Here is a 19871-nt window from a genome sequence, read left to right as displayed (position 1 = left end):
TCCGTAGGCTAAAAGTGCTTATCTTTGTACCGATGAAAATATTGATTACAGGAGCAAGCGGATTCATCGGAAGCTTCCTTGTTCGGGAAGCCCTTGCACGAGGTTACGAAGTGTGGGCCGGTGTGCGTAAAAGCAGCTCGCTGAACCGTTTGCCGAAAAACCAAATACATTGTATTGATCTCCGCTACAACGATGTCGACATGCTGACCAAACAACTGCAGGAGCATATCTCGGTGTACGGAGCATGGGATTTTGTCGTGCATAACGCGGGGCTGACCAAAGCCGTGCATCCGGCCGATTTTTTCGAGGTCAACGCCGAAAACACACGCCGCCTGCTCGAAGCCTTGGCTGCAACCAGCGAACATCCGAAAAAATTCCTGCTGATGAGTAGTCTCAGTGTCTATGGCAAAGGTGATGAGCAAACATTCCGCCCCATCTCGCTGGATGACCCGCAGAGACCGGATACCATTTACGGAAAAAGTAAACTGCTGGCCGAAAGCTATGTGAGAAAACAGAAAGCATTCCCCTATATCATTCTCCGACCTACCGGCGTCTATGGGCCGGGCGACAAAGATTACGGAATGGCCATCGCAAGTATCCGCTCGGGATTCGACTTTAAAGTCGGAAAAATCCCTCAGCGGCTCACATTTATTTATGTGAAAGACTTGGCCAAAGCCGTTTTCCTCGCATTGGAAAATAAAGAGATCGTAGACCGGCACTTCTTTGTTGCCGACGGCGATGTCCATACCGATACGCAATTTGCCGGATTGATACAGGAACTGCTTCGGAAGAAACATGTCTTTCATGCGCGTATTCCATTAAGACTCGCGTATCTCGTATGTTTCTGCTCCGAAAGAATCAGCCGTTTGCGAAACCGTCCGTCGACCCTCAATACCGACAAGTATAATATTCTAAAACAGCGTAATTGGATTTGTGACGTGCAACCGTTACACGAAGCGCTCGGTTTTGAACCGTCATACGACTTGCGTAAGGGACTGGAAGAAGTGATTCAAGCGGATTTCACCCCATCGAAACGATCGAATCGGAATCCATCGGAAACAAAACAAAAAACATGATTTATCGTTAAAAAATCACCCTCGGATCATCGAATACAAAAACATGCAAACAATGAAAAATAACTGTCGTCTATCGAATATCAAACTTTCTCTCTCCCCTCTTCTGTTCGGCTTGCTTGTCCTCTGTTCATCATGCGGTACTTCACGGATGATAAAGCAGGAGAAGCTGCTGTATCCCAAACGGGAATTTCGCGGAGCGTGGATTCAAACAGTCCATCAGAACGACTACCGCACCCTCTCGGCCCAAGCCTTCCGCGAACTGATGAATGAACGGCTTGACCGATTGAAAGATTACGGCATCAATGCGATCCTTTTTCAAGTACGTCCTGAAGCCGATGCGTTTTATATTTCCGAATACGAACCATGGAGCCGTTTTCTGACCGGTACGCAAGGGGTTGCCCCGGACGAGCCGGATTTTGACCCGATGGCGTTCCTCATTGACGCCTGTCATCGCCGTGGAATGGAGTTTCACGCGTGGCTGAACCCGTATCGTGCCGGAACCACCGACTTTACGGATTTTGCCGATACGCACATCTGCAACACCTACCCTGAGTGGTTTGTAAAATACAACCGATTGACACTCTTCGATCCCGGAATTCCAGATTGCCGAAGATTTATCCGACAAGTGGTAAGAGATATCGTATATCGCTATGACGTAGACGCAATTCATATCGACGATTATTTCTATCCGTATCCGGTGGCAGGCGAAGAATTTCCCGATGCCGAGAGCTTCGAACGCTACGGCAAACCGGCAGGTTATACCCTCAGTAACCGGAACGACTGGCGGCGCGACAATGTGAACCGTCTCATTCAAGAGCTGAAGCAGACCATCACTGCAACAAAACCATGGGTACGGTTCGGAGTCAGTCCTTTCGGAATTTATCGCAACAAAAGCTCCGACAAACACGGAAGCAACACGCGCGGACTGCAAAATTATGACGATCTGTATGCCGATGTCCTGCTCTGGATGAAAAAAGGCTGGGTCGATTATTGTGCACCGCAACTCTATTGGGAGATCGGACATAAATCGGCCGATTATACAACCTTGATTCGCTGGTGGGATAATCGGAAAACCCATGTCCCGCTTTATATCGGACAAAGCGTGAAGCGCACAATGGAAGCCCGACAGCTTACCCCCAAAATGCTCGAAGAACGCGAGTCGAAACACGTACAGGGGCATGTGCTCTGGCCTGCCAATGAACTGCTGTGGAACAACGGTGGAGTGGTAGACAGCCTGAAACGTATCTGGCACCGCTATCCGGCGTTGATCCCTCCTTATACACACATGCACGCCCAAGCCCCCAATGCCGTGCGTAATGTACGGATCGAACGTGCTACCGACGGGATCATACTGCGATGGGATGCTCCCCAACATTCCGGTCATCCGGAACAAGTCTTCCGTTACGTCGTTTACCGTTTTGCTCAAAATGAAAAGTGCGACACCGGGCGAGCCTCTGCCATTCTTGCCGTGACGAGCGAGCCATCCTACCGCATCATATCAGACCCTACGGGCAGGTATACGTACGTTGTGACAGCCCTCGACCGGTTTCATAACGAAAGTAAGCCGAGTAAGAAAATAAAATTTTAACAAATATCTTCCAATCCGTAGGCCTTCAAAAATTATTTTCTACCTTTGTGAAGCAAATAAAAACAACACGCCTCCTCTGAAAAAGTTCAGGCATCAGATTTCGCAGCATATATAAATATAATGTATGAAAACGGATAGCATTGTCATTATTCCGACGTACAACGAGAAAGAAAATATCGAGAACATCATCCGGGCCGTTTTCGGCCTCGAGAAAGCATTTCATATCCTGATTATCGACGACGGCTCGCCGGATGGCACGGCCGCGATTATTAAACGACTTCAGAACGAGTTTCCGGAGCAATTGCATCTCGTTGAGCGACCCGGCAAACAAGGTTTGGGAACAGCATATATATGCGGCTTCAAATGGTCGATAGAACATCGTTACGATTTCATTTTCGAGATGGATGCCGATTTCAGCCACAATCCGAATGATCTGCCGAGGTTGTATGCAGCTTGTACGGAACAGGGAGCCGATGTAGCAGTCGGTTCGCGCTATTGCAACGGGGTCAATGTCGTGAACTGGCCGCTCGGACGGGTGCTCATGTCATATTATGCTTCTACTTATGTGCGTATCGTGACCGGTATGAAAGTGCGTGACACAACAGCCGGCTTTAAATGCTATCGTCGGGAAGTGCTCGAAACCATCGAATTGGACAAGATACGTTTTAAAGGCTATGCTTTCCAGATCGAAATGAAGTATACGGCCTACCGGTGCGGCTTCAAAATTATAGAAGTGCCGATTATCTTTGTAAATCGCGTGTTAGGCACCTCGAAAATGAACACATCCATCTTCGGAGAAGCCTTATTCGGAGTATTGAAACTGAAGTGGCGAGGTTTCTTTCGCAAATATCCGCAGAAGAAGAATCATGCAGCTATCGGTCACGGAAAAAAGACAGAAGCATCATGAAAACCTTGATCCGGAATGCCACGATCATCAACGAGGGGCGCTCATACATCGGTTCGGTGCTGATTGAAGGAAATTTTATTTCAGCAATTTACAAAGGAGAGAGCCTCCCCTCGGAGGCAGACATGAAAGGAGCGGTGATCATTGATGCTTCGGGGCAATGGTTGTTGCCCGGCGTGATTGACGATCAGGTACATTTTCGCGAACCGGGACTGACACACAAAGGCTGCATTGCCAGCGAAAGCCGTGCGGCCGTAGCCGGAGGAGTAACGACCTACATGGACATGCCCAATACGCAGCCTCAGACAGTCACCTTGTCCGAATGGGAATGGAAGATGCAACGTGCGGCTGAGACTTCAGTAGCTAATTATGCGTTTTTCTTCGGAGGCACAAACGATAATTTTACAGAAATTCACAAGCTTGATCAAACACGGCTCCCCGGGTTGAAGTTATTCTTAGGCTCCTCGACCGGTAATATGTTAGTAGATCATCCGGAGACGCTACGACGTTTTTTCGGAGAAACAGACCTGCTGATCGCCGTCCATGCAGAAAAAGAAGAAATTATCCGGCGCAACAAATCGTTTTACATCAACCGATTGGGAGAGGAATTAGAAGCCTCTTTTCACTCCAAAATACGTGACGAAGAATCATGCTATGCTTCGTCGTCAGAGGCTGTAGAGTTAGCCGATAAATTGGGGACACGTCTGCATGTATTGCATCTGTCGACAGCGAAAGAACTTAAGCTGTTCGATAACAGCAAAACACTGGAAGAAAAAAAGATCACGGCCGAAGCCTGCATCCATCATTTATGGTTCTCCGACGAAGATTATGCGGCCTACGGTAACCGTATCAAGTGGAATCCATCCGTCAAAACCATGGCCGATCGCACGGCCTTACGTGCGGCTGTAGCGGACGACACGATTGATATTGTAGCAACCGATCACGCTCCACATCTGTTATCTGAAAAAGCGGGTTCGTGCCTTGTGGCGGCATCGGGAGGACCGATGGTACAACACTCACTGACAGCCATGCTCGAATTGGCCTATCAAGGTGTCTTCACACCCGAAAAAATAGTGGAAAAGATGTCCCATCATCCGGCGAGCCTCTTCGGCATCGACCGCCGCGGATACATTCGTCCCGGATACTATGCCGACCTTGTATTAGTCGATCCGCACACGGCGTGGACTGTTTTACCCGAAAACAGCCTGTATCATTGCGGGTGGTCGCCCATGGAAGGGCAAATATTTCATCATGCCGTTCAAAAGACTTTTGTCAACGGGGTTTTGGCTTACTGCAACGGACAAATCATTGATTCAGCACGGGGAATGGCTGTCAGATTCCACCGAAATACGAGTAGTGAAAAAGGGTTTGGGAAATAAACAAGTTCCAAAACATGTTTTATAATATAATAATTTATTTGTGAATTAGTGTGATTCGCCGTTATTTTGCGTGTGATAACCTAAACAATCTTTTTGCCTTAGAAACTAATACCTATTAAAATCTTAGTAAAAGCAACTTTTTTACAAAAGTTGCTTTTACTTTTTTCCCCCCTTCGACCAAGTTTTCCAAAAACCTGCAAAATAATGACCGTTTCCTCCAATAGTTCCAACATTTTCTCTCTCTCTGTTTTTACGCATATAAAACTTAATCATACAACACTTTAACAATATCAAGCAAAAAAAATATTTGTATAAAACAGACCAAACGCGTATATTTGAGGGATAACTGAAATCCGTAAAAACAAATTAAACATTAATACAGACTTAAACAACAAAAGGTTATGAATAAAATTACATCTTTTTTAATCAGCATGGGATGCCTTTTTACCTTTTCCCAATGCGACATGGTTGAAAATCCGAACGACGAAACTCCTATCGTTCCCTCCTCGGATTATGCAAAAATAGCATTCCTTGCCCGAATCACTGACGGTAGTTCGGTATGGAGTCTCTGTACTATGGATAAATCAGGAGGAGGATTGCGAAAAATAGTTGATAAAACAGTGGCATGTCAAAAGCCCGTATGTTCTCACGGCAGGACAAAGTTACTATTTACTTCCGTCAATTTCAAAACGTGGACTAATCCGGACAATTCCGTTGGAATGAGTAGTGAATACGGATTGTATATCGTCAATACGGACGGTACAGGTCTTACCTTAATCGATCATGTCGGACCAACCGAAGCGGCACAATTCGGCCATCTTGCATGGTCGCCCGATGACAGGCAGATCGCGTATATAAAGTATTCGGGTGAAGGCTTTAGAAAGCACGATTTAATCTTGTACAATATGACGGAAAATACGCGACAATCATTGAAGACAAAAGGCGATATATGCACGATGAGTTTTTCTCCGGATGGAAAATATATGGCCTATTGCGCTTCGACGGAAGCCTGCCATTCTATTTATAAAATGGATATCAGCAGGGGCAACAGTCAATTGATTATTCATAATGGTTCTTCTCCGAAATGGTCTCCACAAGGAGATAAAATCGTATATTCTGCTCAAGGGAGCGAGGGAGAAGCGCAACTGTTTATAGCCGATAGTGATGGACGAAATCAGAAACAACTTACTTTTACGGTCTCGCCACGAAGGTGGCCGGGTTGGCCCCCCCATGGAAATCAGAATCCACAATGGACACCGGACGGGCGTAAAATCGTCTATGTGTCATGGGAAAATGCCAAACCTGAAATATTTATTATGAATGTGGATGGCAGCAAACAAACTCGGTTGACAAAGGCAGAATATCGAGATGAGAATCCTGAAATAACACCGGACGGACAGTCTGTTTTATTTTCTTCGAGAAGAACTGATATGATGGACTTCGGCATCGTGATGATGTCATTGGACGGAAGCAATCAGAAAGTCCTCTCTCGTTCAGGAAACTATCCAGTTGTCTGTAAATGATAAAACATCTTTGTTGCCGAGGATAAGACAAAGAATGTCGGAAAGAATCGAGATGAGGAATGCGACAAAATATGAACTGTTTTTTTGAGGCTGAAAAAAATCAACTTACCCAAATTAATTACCCGACTGAAAAATAAAGAGAAGCATGTAAGGATAGCATGAGGTTTTTCGTGTTCTCTCATCAAATCCTTAACATGCAAACAGACAACTGTATAAAAAAAATACGACCGGACAAAAAGTAAAAAATCACTACATGTAGTGATTGTCGTAACAGACGTTTTTATATTCCTTTGCAACTCAAAAAAAGTTTAAGGATGAAGAAATTTTATTGGCTGGTATGGCTTGCATGCATGGGAATGTCGGTGGAGTCGGTATGGGCAGAGAAGGAGGATGTTCAACCCGATACGCTGAAAACGTATAATATCGATGAAATAGTCATCACTTCATCGATGAAAGAAACGAATGATCTGCGTACGTTACCGGGTGCCGTTTCTATCTTTACCCCCCAACAGATTAAAGGTCGTCAAATGCAATCGTTGAAAGATATTCGCACATTTGTTCCGAATCTATATATTCCCGACTATGGGGCTAAACTGACATCGGCCATTTATATTCGAGGGGTTGGTGCACGAAGTAGCGGGCAAACAGTTGGTTTATATGTCGATCATGCTCCTTATCCGGATAAGAGCACATTCGATTTTGAGTTGCCGGATATCCAGCGCATCGAGGTATTGCGAGGTCCGCAAGGCACCCTCTACGGCCGCAATGCCATGGGAGGGATTATCAACATACATACGCTTTCGCCCCTCCACTATCAGGGCACGAAGTTTTCGGTTTCGTATGGGAATTACGGAGAGTTTCGTGTTAAAGGATCGCACTATATGAAGCCGGGACATTCGTTCGGATTATCGATAGGAGCATATTACAGTCGGAGGGATGGCTTTTTTGAAAATGTTTACACAGGAAAAAAAGCCGACGACGAGAAAACAGCCGGCGGACATCTGAAACTGCACTGGCAGATCAATCCCCGTTTGAAAGCCCTTTATTCGCTCTCGGGTGAATATGCCGATCAAGGCGCTTTTCCTTACGGACTGTACGACGAAAAGACAGGAAACGTGGCATCGGTAAATATCAATGACCCTTCATCGTATCGCCGGACAATGCTCAACCAAAGCCTTTCGCTAACACATGAAACGGAAAAAATCCTCTTCGCTTCGACGACCGGTTATCAGTACTTCGATGACGATATGAAGATGGATCAGGACTTTTCGCCGGCTTCGATTTTTGTATTGAATCAGCTACAGAAGCAGCATGCCGTCAGTCAGGAATTTTCTCTCAAGAACCGTAGCGGCAAGCACTATCAGTGGTCGATCGGAGTATACGGATTTTATACCGGCCTGCATACGGAAGCACCGGTCGAATTTAAAGAAGACGGCATCAAGAGAAATCTGCAATCTGTTTTCGACCGGTTGAAAACGATGAACCCGGAGATGCCCTCGCTCGTTATTACGGACAAATCCATCGATATGCCCAGCACGTTCGACATGCCGTCGTACGGCGCGGCATTGTATCATCAATCGACGTATAAAAACTTGTTCGTCGAAGGACTTTCGTTGACAGCGGGAATCCGGATCGATTATGAAAAGCAAAAACTGCATTACAACGCCAAATCCAAAATGCACCTGACGATGCAAAAGCCACCCGGAATCCCCGAACCGAAAGATATCAGCAGCCTTTATCCGGCTTCGGTAGTCGACGAATCGATATCGTCGGACTTATGGCAGGTACTGCCGAAGGTATCGATAAAATACGAGTGCTCTCCACGCACGATGACCTATCTCTCGGCATCGAAAGGATATAAAACGGGCGGATACAATGTACAAATGTCGGCCGACATCATGCAAGCCCGGATGCAGTATGATATGATGAACGTGTTCCGGAATTTTGTGCCGTCGATTCCGAAAACCGAACTGATGCCCGTTAAGGATGTGATCACATACCGTCCTGAGACGAGCTGGAATTACGAACTGGGAGTCAAAAGCGAGCTGATACGCGATCATCTTCATGCCGAGCTCACCTTTTTCTATATGGATATCGAAGACCTGCAGGTTACGAAATTCGTGGCCAGCGGAAACGGACGTATCCTGACGAATGCCGGAAAAGCCCGGAGTTACGGCGCAGAAGGATCATTACGCGCCGTTCTGACACACACGCTCACTGCCGACCTGAACTACGGCTACACGCATGCTACGTTTCGCGATTATCACGACGGACGTACCGATTTCGCCGGCCGTCGTATCCCATATACACCACGTCACACGTTCGGCATCGGTCTGCAATACGCTCAATCGTTGAAGCATTGCCGGATAGACCAATGCTTCGCAGCGGCACAATGTAACGGTGCGGGAGATATTTACTGGACGGAACAGAATGATATCTCACAGAAGTTTTATGCTACCGTGCACGCACAAGCCGGCATACGCAAAGGCATCGTTTCGTTCGAGGTATGGGGAAAGAACCTGACGGATACGGACTATTCGGCTTTCTATTTCAAATCATTCGGCAAGTCGTTCATGCAAAAGGGCAGACCTTTGCAGTTCGGCATAAAACTTAACATCGCGTTTTAAAATCGGAAATCTTCATGGAATTTCTTACTACATACAACCTTTGGGGGTTAACAACGGGTATTTCAACGTTTCTTATCATCGGACTTTTTCATCCGATTGTCATCAAAGCTGAATATTATTTCGGTACGGGGTGCTGGTGGGCGTTTTTAGTAGCCGGACTCGCACTGACGGGAGCATCGGTTCTGCTCGACCATCTTTTCTTATCGACCTTGGCGGGAGTTGTCGCTTTTTCGTGCTTCTGGTCTATTATCGAGATTTTCGAACAAGCCCGACGTGTGGAAAAAGGCTGGTTCCCTGCCAATCCGAAACGGAAAAAGAAGAAGTAATCCCATATTTGCAAAAGATTAACACAAGTTTCCAAGCCTAAGAGATATAATGCGTGCTTTTTATACGACTTGTCATCAAAACAATTTTGCCAACAGCTCGTTGTCAAAATTATGTTCTATAATATGAGAAAATTCTTCAAAATATCCTTGTTTTGTTTTATTTTTGCATCGGTATAATGCAGGAATAGTTTTTCTCACATCTTGTATTGGCCATGATAAATACAAAAAGATGGTTGTTCGAATGGTTAAATCATACCCCAAAGATAAAGTATATATACATAAATCTCTGATCATATTGAGAAATATCGATTCGGAGGGGATCATCTTAACACTTGTAAAAAAGAACCGTATTTTCCACAATCGGCAAGTAAAGAGCATTCAACAATAAAAAATAAAGAGCACATATATTGAGAATAATAAGTTGTTTAACAAGTCTAAAAAATGAAAGAATGAGAAAGCGGGAATCATTAAAGCTGATGAAGTGGGCGATGTTTATTTGGTTATGGACATTTCCCGTAAGTGTGTTTGCACAACAGATTACCGTTCGCGGTAATGTGAAAGATGTAAAAGGAGAGCCGTTAATCGGTGTTTCGGTTCTGATATCGGGTACCTCACTGGGTACGATTACGGATGTGGACGGAAACTTTACATTGAACAACGTGGCATCGGACGGAAAGTTGCATGTCTCGTATGTCGGTATGCAATCCGAAACGATACCGGTAAATAACCGTACGGTGATTGAGGTTGTTATGAAAGAAGATATTGCGGCGCTGCATGAGGTCGTCGTCGTAGGCTACGGTACGCAGGAGCGCCGCAACCTGACTTCGGCCGTAACGACCGTGACGAGTAAAGACTTCCTACAAGGCGCAGCCAATAACCCGTTACAGATGATAGACGGGAAAATACCGGGAGTGACAATCTCGAATTATGCTATTTCCGACCCGAACCGTAATCCGATGGATAACTTTCAGGTGCGCGGCTCTACGTCGTTTAAAGGGGGAAGTGCTCCGCTGGTGGTGGTAGACGGTATGCCCGGGGCAGACCTGAGACAGATCGCAAATCAAGATATCGAATCTATTACCGTGCTGAAAGACGGTTCGGCCGCAGCGATCTACGGATCACGTGCAGCAAATGGTGTCTTGCTGATTACGACCAAAAAGGGGAAAGCGGGCAAAGCTTCTATTTCGTACGATACTTACATCGAACATGATAGAGTATACCGAAAACCCGATGTCCTGTCGGCCGAAGAGTTTCTGCAAAACAAGCGAGACGAAGACCGTGGCGCTCGCACCAATTGGTACGACGAACTGATCCGCAAAAATAATTTCGGACACACGCATCACATCTCATTGAGCGGAGGAGGCGAAAATGCAATCTACCGCATCTCGGCCGATTACAAAGACAAGAATGCGATCGACATTGCTTCTGCCAGACGCGAATACGGCGTACGTGCGAATTTTAATCATACTACGCTGGAAGGATTATTGAATATTATCGGTAACTTGTCGTATCGTACGACGAAGGAAGATTATACGGATTATAATGCTTTTTCTCAAGCTGTCAAACTCAACCCGACAATACCGGTGATGGATCCGAAAGATCCGGGCAAATATACTTTTCTGAAGGGATATGACACATGGAACCCCGTCGACAGGCTCAAAAACCGCGACAACTTCGGAAAAAACGATTACAGTACGATCGATTTTACAGCCCGTTTGAATATACTTTCGAACTTGAATACGGAGTTGAAGGTGGCACGTCAGGGACGCTTCTTAAAACGTTACGAATGGTATCCGTCTACACATCAGGAATCGATATCCAACAGTCGTAAAGGACGCGCACGCCTTGAGTCCGAAAGATGGGAGGATTACACCCTCGAATGGATCACCAACTATTACACAACGATTCAGGATGTACATAATATCAAACTGATGGGGGGCTATTCTTATCAAGAATTTAACTGGGAAAAATACGGTGCTGAGAATATGGATTTTCCATCGGATGCGTTGAAGTATAACAACCTCGGAACCGGCCAGTGGAACACGAAAGAAGGCCGTCTGGGAATGTGGTCGGAAAAAGAGAAAGAAAAGAACATAGCTTTTCTGGGACGTTTGAATTACGATTACAAAGACGTTCTTTTGTTGATGGCTTCGTTGCGTTACGAGGGAAGCAGCAAGTTCGGAAAAGATCATAAGTGGGGATTGTTCCCGGCGCTTTCGGCGGCATGGCGTTTAAGCAGTCTACCCATTTTTCAGCAAACGGAGATCGTGGATGATTTGAAACTGCGTCTGTCATACGGTGAGACGGGGCGCTCGAGTTTCCCACGCTATCGGTCGTTATCGCTTTACAGCGGATTCGGAAAATATTTGGATCGGAACGGACAATGGATTCAGGTTTGGGGACCGGGTAATAACTCTAACGCGAGCTTGCATTGGGAGAAACAGATCTCGTATAACCTGGGTGTGGACTATGCTCTGCTCGGACAACGTTTGTCGGGTAGCCTCGATTTTTTCCTTCGCAAAGGCAACGACTTGATCTATGAATATGATGTATCGGTACCGCCTTATCTGCATGATAAAATGTACACCAACGTGATTTCTACGAGTACACGCGGAGTAGAGTTAATGCTTAACTACAACGCTATTCAGACGAAGACATTCAATTACACGACGAACTTGAATGTGTCGTGGGCTAAAACGCAAATCGACTCATGGTCGAACGACGAATTTAAAGGGGAAGACCGCGACGTGTATGATCTACCTTCGCCCGGTAATCCCGGACGTGCACAGATTCTCGGTGAGGGAATGGAGATCGGTACGTTCAGAGGTGGCCGGTATGCCGGTGTAAATGAAAAGGGTGAGATTATGATTTGGAAAGAAGGTATCGTAGGCGGAGAAAAGAAACTGGCTTCACAGAAAAACGATAAAGATCGTGTACCGCTCGGACATGGGATGCCTCGATGGGAAATGTCTTGGGGACATACCGTTACGTATAAGAACTTCGACTTGTCACTCTTCTTCCGCGGGAAATTTGACTATAAGATTCTTAATCTGTATCAGATGTATTACGGTTTGACAGCTCAGCCCAAAGTGAATCTTATCCGCGATGCCTATACACGCAACGCTGAGATTAAGGGAGAAAAGCAGATCGTCGATTATTTCCTTGAAAACGGCGACTACTTTAAACTCGATAACATTACACTGGGATATACACCGAAAGTCAATTGCAAATACATTTCAAACCTGCGTATCTATGCTACGGCACGGAACGTATTTACCTTGACGAAATATTCCGGTATCGACCCGGCAGGGGTAAATATCGTCGGGCTGGAGCCGGGGATCGGCAATTTGGATGTTTATCCTTCTACCACGAATCTTTCGTTCGGTATTCAAATTTCATACTAATCTTATAAAACAGAATTACCATGTTGAAAAAATATATAAGTAAAGGATTAATGATCGCAGGTGTGGGATTGGCTGCATTGGCGTGTACGGATCTGGAGGAAGAGATCTTTTCGAACATTGCTTCCGAAAACTATTATCAGGATAAAAATTCGATTGAAGCTGCTCTTGTCCGTCCCTTCGAACATGGACACTGGTGCGGTTGGGACGGCTCACGCTGGATTCTGCAGGAGTTGACTGCCGATCAGTTTGTCTGGACGCAGAAAGGCAAGCACGGATACGACGGAGGTCAGTGGATACGTGCTCACGGACATACATGGACAGAGGAAGAAGGAATTATCAACGGCGGATGGGTAGGCCCCTATCAAGGTATCGGACAGTGTACAAATTATATTGCTGACTTTACGGGGCTTGATTTTGTCAAATATGGTCTGACTGATGCCGACAAGCAGAATTACATTGCTCAGTTGCGTACGTTGCGGAGTTGGTACTATCTCTTTCTGATTGACTATTTTCGTTCCGTTCCAATCCCAATGGATACGAAGACGAAAGTAGGACAGTCCTCGCCACAAGAAGTATTTGCCTACATTGAAAAAGAGCTAAAGGAGAGTATTCCCGCACTGCCAAAAGAAACGATGGCAGGACGATTCGGGCAGGCCGGAGCTGCAGCATTACTGGCTCGGTTATACCTGAATGCTGAGGCATGGATCGGCCAGAATCGCTATGCCGATGCCCGTAAGGTAGCACAGGATATTATCGACGGGGCGTATGGAACATATAAACTCGATGAGGATTATCGCGGACCGTTTGCCGATGGATTGACCGACAGACGATCTCCCGAAAATCTGTGGGTATTCCCACATAAGAAAAATGTTTATGAATTCAGTTGGATGTACAATGCCATGATGCACTATCAGGCGCGTTATTCGCTGGGCAACACGTGGGGAGGTTGGAACGGCATCCACCTGACACCTTCGCGCGATTTAGAGGGGAAACCATATACCTATAAATTGGGCAGACCTTACGAAAAGTTCAGCAATGACGATCGGCGTAAACAGCCGTTCCGCACGAATGCCGACGGCACGTACGACGGATTCTTCCTGATCGGTCAACAGTATGCCTTCGATGCTCAAAAGGGGTATGGCTTTACTGACGAGAAAGTGAACGGAACGGAAGAATACAATGGCAAACCTTTGAGTTATGTCGATCAGGTAGGTCGTTTTTCGGAAGGCGCCGAAGGGACCTCGAAAGGTTCACATGTAAATATGGGTGAAGAAAATTCCGGGGTACGCCTGATAAAATTTCCGTGGTTGTCCGAAAGCAAAAACTTGTTCCAAAACAACTGGGTCGCTGAAATTCGGCTGGCTGAAATGTATTATATCGTAGCCGAGTGCATGTTCCGCGAGAACGACAAGGCAGGTGCGGCCAAAATGCTCGACGCCGTGCGGAAGCGTAATTTCCCCGCCGACAAATGGGCTGCTAACAGTTATGAGGCTAACCCTGCCAAGTTGACGGAGGATGAGTTCGTCGACGAACTGGGACGCGAATTTCTGGGCGAGCGTCACCGCCGTACCGACTTGATCCGTTGGAAACGCTATGGTAACGAATGGTGGGATAAGCCGGTCGATACACGTGACAATACGATCTTTCCGATTCCCAAGAATCAGCTGACCTCGAACGAACTACTTAAACAGACTACACCGGGATTCTGATGCTTACCCCAAAAACAGATGCCTGACCTTGCCGGAAAGGTATCTGTTTTTTTCTTTTTAACCTGAATTTTTCCTAAAAATCCGCCCAACTGTCACATAGATTACATTTTCAGGGTAAGGATCGAGCTATCTTTGCGCTTGTAAAACGAATCATAAAATAAATACGATGACAACTTTCGACAAAGCGACCGTGATAGCTCTCGAGGCCTCGGTCGATTACACGCAGGGCGGCGTGATCAGTAAACAGGTGACAAAAAACCGGGCGGGAAACATCACGATTTTCTCGTTCGATAAAGGACAGGGATTGAGTGAACACACGGCGCCCTTCGACGCTTTTGTGCAAGTGCTCGACGGTGAAGCAGAGATACGCATCGACGGTGTGCCGCACGTATTAAAAAAAGGCGACTGCATCATCATGCCGGCTAATCATCCGCATGCGCTGAAGGCCATAGAACGCTTCAAAATGTTATTAACGATGATCCGCGGCGAGGAATAAATAAGCTCTTCGGCGCAGAAAATCAAACAAATCCGTTTACATATCTAAAAAAAATCATGAGTGAATTCATTAATAACTCGTCGCAACGCAAAGAGATGTTGCGGCATTTGCTCCTTCGGTTGCATGAAGGAGACAACCCTGATGTCTTACGTAATCGTCTCGTAGAAGTACTGAGTTCGATTCCGTACAACGAAGTCGTGGAAGTAGAACAGGAGCTGATTGAAAGCGGTGCACTGAGCGAAGATGAGATTCTCGCGTTTTGCGACCTGCATACGGCCGTACTCGACGGAAGTATCGACCAACGCGGCGCCAAGCCGATCCCCGCGGGACATCCGGTCGATACGTTCAAGCGTGAGAACCGCGCTATCCGCGAGCAACTCGACCGGTACGAGGTGCTGAAGAACGAAGCCGCGCAGCTGACTGACGCGCAGGCGGCCGACCAAGTCTTGAAACTGCGTGCCGTCTTCAACAGTCTGGCCGACATCGACAAGCATTATAAACGAAAAGAATATCTTATTTTTCCGTATCTGGAAAAGCATCAGATCACGGGGCCTCCCAAGGTGATGTGGGGTAAGCACGACGAGATACGCGAACTGCTCAAAGGCTCCTTCGAAGCGCTGGCGACTCCTTTCCGAAGTGCCGAGGAACTGAATTCGATCGTACAGCTCGTACTTGATCCGGCAATCGAGATGATTTCCGGCATGATCATGAAAGAAGAAGAAATCCTGTTGCCCATGACCATGGATACGTTTACCGACGAAGAATGGTATAAGATTTATCAGGAAACACCCGAATTCGGTTACTGTCTGTTCGATCCTACCGACGAGTGGAGACCCGACGGCGTACAGATCGAAAAACAGGAATACATCACGGCCGATGCCATCCGCCTCTCGTCCGGTGTATTCAGCATCGAAGAGTTGGAAGCACTCTTCATTCATCTGCCTGTCGACATTACATTCGTCGATAAGGATGATAAAGTCGGTTTCTTCTCGCACAGCCCCAACCGGGTGTTCGAGCGTAACCGTTCCATCATCGGACGCGACGTGCGCATGTGTCATCCGCCCGGAAGCGTACACATCGTCGAACAGATTCTGACCGATTTCAAGAATGGCAAAGAGAACAAGGCTGTCTTCTGGCTCTCGAATTTCATGGGACGATTCATCTACATCGAATATACTGCCGTGCGCAACAAAAACGGCGACTATCTGGGTGTGGTGGAAGTAACGCAAGATATTACGCAACTTCGCCTTCTCGAAGGCGATCAACGGCTCTTGTCTTATGCACAGAAATAAACCGTTGATTACACCGGAAACCAAGGTGGGCGAGCTGCTGACGCATTACCCCGAACTGGAGGAGTTGCTCCTTCAGTTCTCTCCCGCCTTTGCGACACTGAAGAATCCCATCCTGCGCCGCACGGTTGCTCAAGTCACTTCGCTCCGGCAGGCAGCCAAAGTAGGGAATGCAAATATCGTAGAGATGGTCAATTCGTTGCGTCAAGCGGCGGGACAATCCATTTCGGACGAAAACTCGCTTATCGAAAGCGAAAACGCTCGCGTAGCGTTGGTTGGAAAAGCCCCCACAGCAATCACTTTTACCCTCGATGTACGCCCCGTGCTCGAAAAAGGTGAACATCCAAAAGAGCTTGTAATGAAAGAAGCCAACCGCTTACAAGCCGGAGAATGTATGGAACTGCTCACCCCTTTTCCACCCGTTCCGCTGATCGAGCTGCTTGAAAAGAAAGGCTTCGCCGTAACTATGGTCGAACCGGGAGACGGAGTTGTACGGACGTTTATCCATCGGTAAAAAGAAGAGATACCCCTGTCATGATCTCCTGAAAAATCGTAGCGTAATGTTTTCCTATCTTCCGTCGCAACGGGAAAGCACAGCTCAATGCAAGAATCCTTCCGGCCATGGCCGGAAAGATTCATACCGGTATATTTGAACTGTGTTTCGGGACGAAACAGGCTGCTACGCTTCCAATGCTTTTTCTAAAAGCGCCTTCACCTCATCGGGAAAAATACCGCCTTCGTGCACTTTCTTTCCGTCGATGTAAAATGTCGGGACGTAGTAATAATCGTACTTGTCGGCAATTTCGGGATGTACGGATTCTTCGATCCGGTTGATTTCAATGTCCTTGTATCGGTCTTGCTTTTGAAGCTCGCCGATCGCCGCTTCCGCTTTTTTGCAGAACGGGCAGTTCTCCAGATAAAATAATGTAATCGGTTTCATTCGTTTTTTTATTGTTTCATTCGCGGTTTATATATAATGCACCCTTCTCCACATACCGACGGTTCTGTTACTTACACGTCGCAAATGCGGATACATTTTTCGAGCGAAGCGATTTTGTCCGGTTGTTTAGGCACGAACTCCTGTCCGACAAAACCTTTATACCCGGTCTCCAACAGCACCCGCATAATGGCCGGATAGTAAAGTTCCTGCGTCTCGTCGATTTCGGCACGTCCCGGATTACCTCCCGTATGGAAATGGGAGATATATTCGTGATACTTGCGGATGTTGTCGATGATATTGCCTTCCATGATCTGCATGTGATAAATATCGTAAAGCAGCTTGAAATTGGGCGACCCGACACGCCGGCACAGTTCCGCGCCCCAAACCGTATGGTCGCACAGATAATCTTTGTGGCCTACGCTGTTAAGCAACTCCATCGACACGGTCACGCCGTACTTCTCGGCTGTCGGCATAATGCGCCCGAGTCCTTTGGCGCAATTTTCCCATCCTTGCAGATCGGTCGCGCCGTTGCGCCGTCCGGAGAAACAGATCAGGTTTTTTAATCCCGCATCGGCCACCATTGGAATCACTTTCTCGTAGCTTGCCACAAGTTCGTCGTGCAGCGACGGATCGTTAAATCCGCGGTCTATTCCCAATCCGGCTCCTTGCGCCATGGCGACCGTCAGACCGTGACGTTGAACGACCGGCCAGTCCTTCGGGTCTAACAGTTCGATGGATTCGATGCCAAGGTCTTTGCATATCACGCAAAACTCATCGAGCGGATAATCGCCGAAGCACCATTTGCTTACGGAGTGACGGATATTTCCTTTGAGGGGCTCTTTTTTTGCCGCTGTCCGGTCTTTCCGCTTTGTCTGCGCCATCGTTTCCACACCGCCGGCTGCGAGGGCCGCACCGCCGACCAATACTGTCCTGATGGCTGTTCTTCTGTTGATTCTATTCATGGTTCCTGTTGTTTTTTAATTCCACATCGCAAAGATACGTTTTTTTGAAACGCCTCCCCGCGCTCCTCGCGTCCTTTTTTTAGTCGCAGTATGTCTAACCAACCTTTTTTTTACCGATACGTGATTTCCATATCATACTCCCATCGGTCGAAATAAAGATTTCCATGGCGGGATTCCACTTCGCCTCGTTGAAAATCGACCGTTTCGCTTCGCGGAAACTCTTTCGGGGGATAGAACGCGCCCGAATAGTCCGAATTGATATACAGCCGATACGAGTCGATACCGCTCATAAAAAAGAATCGTCCGGGAGTGATCGCTACAGGTCCGCCACGTCCAAACGACACATCGACCGGTACCCATCCCGTATCTTCGAAATAGACTTCCGCCCAGTCGTGCAGATTCACTTCTCCCGGATGCGTCATCCATCCGCTCTGCCAGCGAGCCGGGATTCCCTTATAACGCAACATCGTAATTAGCAGCAAGGCGACCTGCCCGCAATCGCCCTTGCGGTTCTTGATCACATAGGCAGGTATATCGGCAATCGTCGAATATTCCAGCGCGCTCGCCCACGGATAATGAGCCGTGATATAGGCGTAGACGGCCTGTAAAGTCTCGACCGGCGTACGGGCATCGCGCGTGATGCTGTCGGTTAATTGGCGAATATCCGCCGAAAAACGGATATGTGGAACCCGTTCGGCCGTGTAGGTCATGAATAATTCATTCCTTTCGTTATAGGGCTTCACCGTAATTTCCGACAGATCGAACCATTCGCCACGCGACGTCACTTCGGCCTCGAAACCGAAGACGGCGGGTTGATCTTTCTCTGCCTGTTGTTCCATATACAGACTTGTATGGACGGTACGGTCGTCCGACAAGGTGTACTCTCCCTGTGTCGTCGACAACAGTTTAACGTCTGTCTGCCGTTCTATATCTTTTCGGGGAAAGGGAAGCCATACTTTCAGCGTTTCACCGTCGGCCACCGCATTAGGTTCGACCGTGAGAGTATAACGCAGACGGATGGTTCTCTTCGGAAGCAGGTATTTCCCTTTCGTATCGGTTGCCGTTTTATTTGTAAAAGCATCGATCAGGAGCGAATCGCGAGGCGTATCCGACCGGGGGACGGCGTTTTTCGAGAGTGCCCGTGCCGCGGAATCTACTCTGAAAATATTGGGCGCAGCATTACGGAAATAACGCTTTTCTCCGTCAATCGTCCGAAATTCCAACACATTCGATTGTTCCCATGCATTCAAAAGCGAATCGGAAGGCATGAATCCGCAATTCTTTTTAATCCAATCGACCACCTCGGCTCTTGTCTTCCGGAAATCCAGCTCCACTCTGTGCAACGAGTCAAGGGTAAACAGGTAAGCCTTTCGCTCTTCTTCGGTAAGCAGCTCATTTTGCATGACACGATCAATCTGTTCTCTTGCGAGGGTATGATTCCCCAGCTCAATCTGCGCGTAAATCTCCTCTTTTGTACTTTTCTTCTGCAAAGAACACGAAGAGAGTAACATCAGAAGAGTAATAGAAAGGAAAGAAATGTTTTTTTTCATTTTATCTGTTGTTTAATCATGTTATTCGAAAGTTGTAAGAAAGATTTCTTTTTAGAAAAACTCACGGAAGGAAAGGTACATGAAAATCCTTTCTATTC

Annotated in this window: 15 protein-coding genes; 12 read left to right on the top strand and 3 right to left on the bottom strand. The window is 47.0% G+C overall.

What is annotated here, in order from left to right:
- Positions 1–32: 32 nt before the first annotated feature.
- From BFO_RS10900 to BFO_RS10845, 12 genes are all read left to right on the top strand, one after another.
- Entirely contained in the window at positions 33–1076 is a 1044-nt protein-coding gene (locus tag BFO_RS10900; protein ID WP_014225782.1) for an NAD-dependent epimerase/dehydratase family protein, read from the top strand.
- Positions 1077–1128: 52 nt separating this feature from the next.
- Entirely contained in the window at positions 1129–2664 is a 1536-nt protein-coding gene (locus tag BFO_RS10895; RefSeq protein WP_456243249.1) for a glycoside hydrolase family 10 protein, read from the top strand.
- 124 nt (positions 2665–2788) lie between these two features.
- Positions 2789–3571 (top strand): polyprenol monophosphomannose synthase, encoded by a 783-nt coding sequence (locus BFO_RS10890; RefSeq protein WP_014225780.1) that lies wholly within the window; start codon positions 2789–2791, stop codon positions 3569–3571.
- Positions 3568–4947, top strand: a complete 1380-nt coding sequence (locus BFO_RS10885; protein WP_014225779.1) for a dihydroorotase — start codon at positions 3568–3570, stop codon at positions 4945–4947. The genes BFO_RS10890 and BFO_RS10885 overlap by 4 nt, the downstream gene beginning before the upstream one ends.
- 401 nt (positions 4948–5348) lie before the next feature.
- A complete protein-coding gene (locus BFO_RS10880) occupies positions 5349–6470 on the top strand; it encodes a TolB family protein (protein WP_014225777.1) in 1122 nt (373 codons plus the stop codon).
- A 314-nt stretch (positions 6471–6784) separates the two neighbouring features.
- On the top strand, positions 6785–9097 hold the full coding sequence (locus BFO_RS10875) for a TonB-dependent receptor (protein WP_014225776.1): 2313 nt from the start codon (positions 6785–6787) through the stop codon (positions 9095–9097).
- A gap of 14 nt (positions 9098–9111) precedes the next feature.
- A complete protein-coding gene (locus BFO_RS10870; protein ID WP_014225775.1) occupies positions 9112–9423 on the top strand; it encodes a DUF4491 family protein in 312 nt (103 codons plus the stop codon).
- 449 nt (positions 9424–9872) lie between these two features.
- Positions 9873–12827, top strand: a complete 2955-nt coding sequence (locus BFO_RS10865; RefSeq protein ID WP_014225772.1) for a SusC/RagA family TonB-linked outer membrane protein — start codon at positions 9873–9875, stop codon at positions 12825–12827.
- A 20-nt stretch (positions 12828–12847) separates the two neighbouring features.
- A complete protein-coding gene (locus BFO_RS10860) occupies positions 12848–14536 on the top strand; it encodes a RagB/SusD family nutrient uptake outer membrane protein (protein WP_014225771.1) in 1689 nt (562 codons plus the stop codon).
- Positions 14537–14702: 166 nt separating this feature from the next.
- Positions 14703–15032: a cupin domain-containing protein gene (locus BFO_RS10855; protein WP_014225770.1), complete on the top strand. Its 330-nt coding sequence runs from the start codon at positions 14703–14705 to the stop codon at positions 15030–15032.
- Between the two features lie 56 nt (positions 15033–15088).
- Positions 15089–16324 (top strand): DUF438 domain-containing protein, encoded by a 1236-nt coding sequence (locus tag BFO_RS10850; RefSeq protein ID WP_014225769.1) that lies wholly within the window; start codon positions 15089–15091, stop codon positions 16322–16324.
- Positions 16311–16835: a DUF1858 domain-containing protein gene (locus tag BFO_RS10845; RefSeq protein ID WP_014225768.1), complete on the top strand. Its 525-nt coding sequence runs from the start codon at positions 16311–16313 to the stop codon at positions 16833–16835. Before BFO_RS10850 ends, BFO_RS10845 begins: the two co-directional genes overlap by 14 nt.
- 165 nt (positions 16836–17000) lie before the next feature.
- Here the strand turns inward: BFO_RS10845 and BFO_RS10840 are convergent, their stop codons facing one another.
- The 3 genes from BFO_RS10840 to BFO_RS10830 all read right to left on the bottom strand — a co-directional run bounded on the left by BFO_RS10840 (position 17001) and on the right by BFO_RS10830 (position 19773).
- Complete coding sequence (locus tag BFO_RS10840) at positions 17001–17261, bottom strand: glutaredoxin family protein (protein WP_014225766.1); 261 nt, start codon at positions 17259–17261, stop codon at positions 17001–17003.
- A 71-nt stretch (positions 17262–17332) separates the two neighbouring features.
- Entirely contained in the window at positions 17333–18223 is an 891-nt protein-coding gene (locus BFO_RS10835; protein ID WP_014225765.1) for a hydroxypyruvate isomerase family protein, read from the bottom strand.
- Between the two features lie 110 nt (positions 18224–18333).
- Positions 18334–19773: a transglutaminase-like domain-containing protein gene (locus tag BFO_RS10830; RefSeq protein ID WP_014225764.1), complete on the bottom strand. Its 1440-nt coding sequence runs from the start codon at positions 19771–19773 to the stop codon at positions 18334–18336.
- Positions 19774–19871: the final 98 nt, after the last annotated feature.

Source organism: Tannerella forsythia 92A2 (genome assembly GCF_000238215.1).
Lineage (GTDB): Bacteria > Bacteroidota > Bacteroidia > Bacteroidales > Tannerellaceae > Tannerella > Tannerella forsythia.
This window is presented reverse-complemented; position numbering and strand designations above follow the sequence as displayed.

Coding starts and splice junctions, on each gene's coding strand:
- BFO_RS10900 (WP_014225782.1), top strand. CDS start 33: ATGAAAATATTGATTACAGGAGCAAGCGGATTCATCGGAAGCTTCCTT.
- BFO_RS10895 (WP_456243249.1), top strand. CDS start 1,129: ATGAAAAATAACTGTCGTCTATCGAATATCAAACTTTCTCTCTCCCCT.
- BFO_RS10890 (WP_014225780.1), top strand. CDS start 2,789: ATGAAAACGGATAGCATTGTCATTATTCCGACGTACAACGAGAAAGAA.
- BFO_RS10885 (WP_014225779.1), top strand. CDS start 3,568: ATGAAAACCTTGATCCGGAATGCCACGATCATCAACGAGGGGCGCTCA.
- BFO_RS10880 (WP_014225777.1), top strand. CDS start 5,349: ATGAATAAAATTACATCTTTTTTAATCAGCATGGGATGCCTTTTTACC.
- BFO_RS10875 (WP_014225776.1), top strand. CDS start 6,785: ATGAAGAAATTTTATTGGCTGGTATGGCTTGCATGCATGGGAATGTCG.
- BFO_RS10870 (WP_014225775.1), top strand. CDS start 9,112: ATGGAATTTCTTACTACATACAACCTTTGGGGGTTAACAACGGGTATT.
- BFO_RS10865 (WP_014225772.1), top strand. CDS start 9,873: ATGAGAAAGCGGGAATCATTAAAGCTGATGAAGTGGGCGATGTTTATT.
- BFO_RS10860 (WP_014225771.1), top strand. CDS start 12,848: ATGTTGAAAAAATATATAAGTAAAGGATTAATGATCGCAGGTGTGGGA.
- BFO_RS10855 (WP_014225770.1), top strand. CDS start 14,703: ATGACAACTTTCGACAAAGCGACCGTGATAGCTCTCGAGGCCTCGGTC.
- BFO_RS10850 (WP_014225769.1), top strand. CDS start 15,089: ATGAGTGAATTCATTAATAACTCGTCGCAACGCAAAGAGATGTTGCGG.
- BFO_RS10845 (WP_014225768.1), top strand. CDS start 16,311: ATGCACAGAAATAAACCGTTGATTACACCGGAAACCAAGGTGGGCGAG.
- BFO_RS10840 (WP_014225766.1), bottom strand. CDS start 17,261: ATGAAACCGATTACATTATTTTATCTGGAGAACTGCCCGTTCTGCAAA.
- BFO_RS10835 (WP_014225765.1), bottom strand. CDS start 18,223: ATGAATAGAATCAACAGAAGAACAGCCATCAGGACAGTATTGGTCGGC.
- BFO_RS10830 (WP_014225764.1), bottom strand. CDS start 19,773: ATGAAAAAAAACATTTCTTTCCTTTCTATTACTCTTCTGATGTTACTC.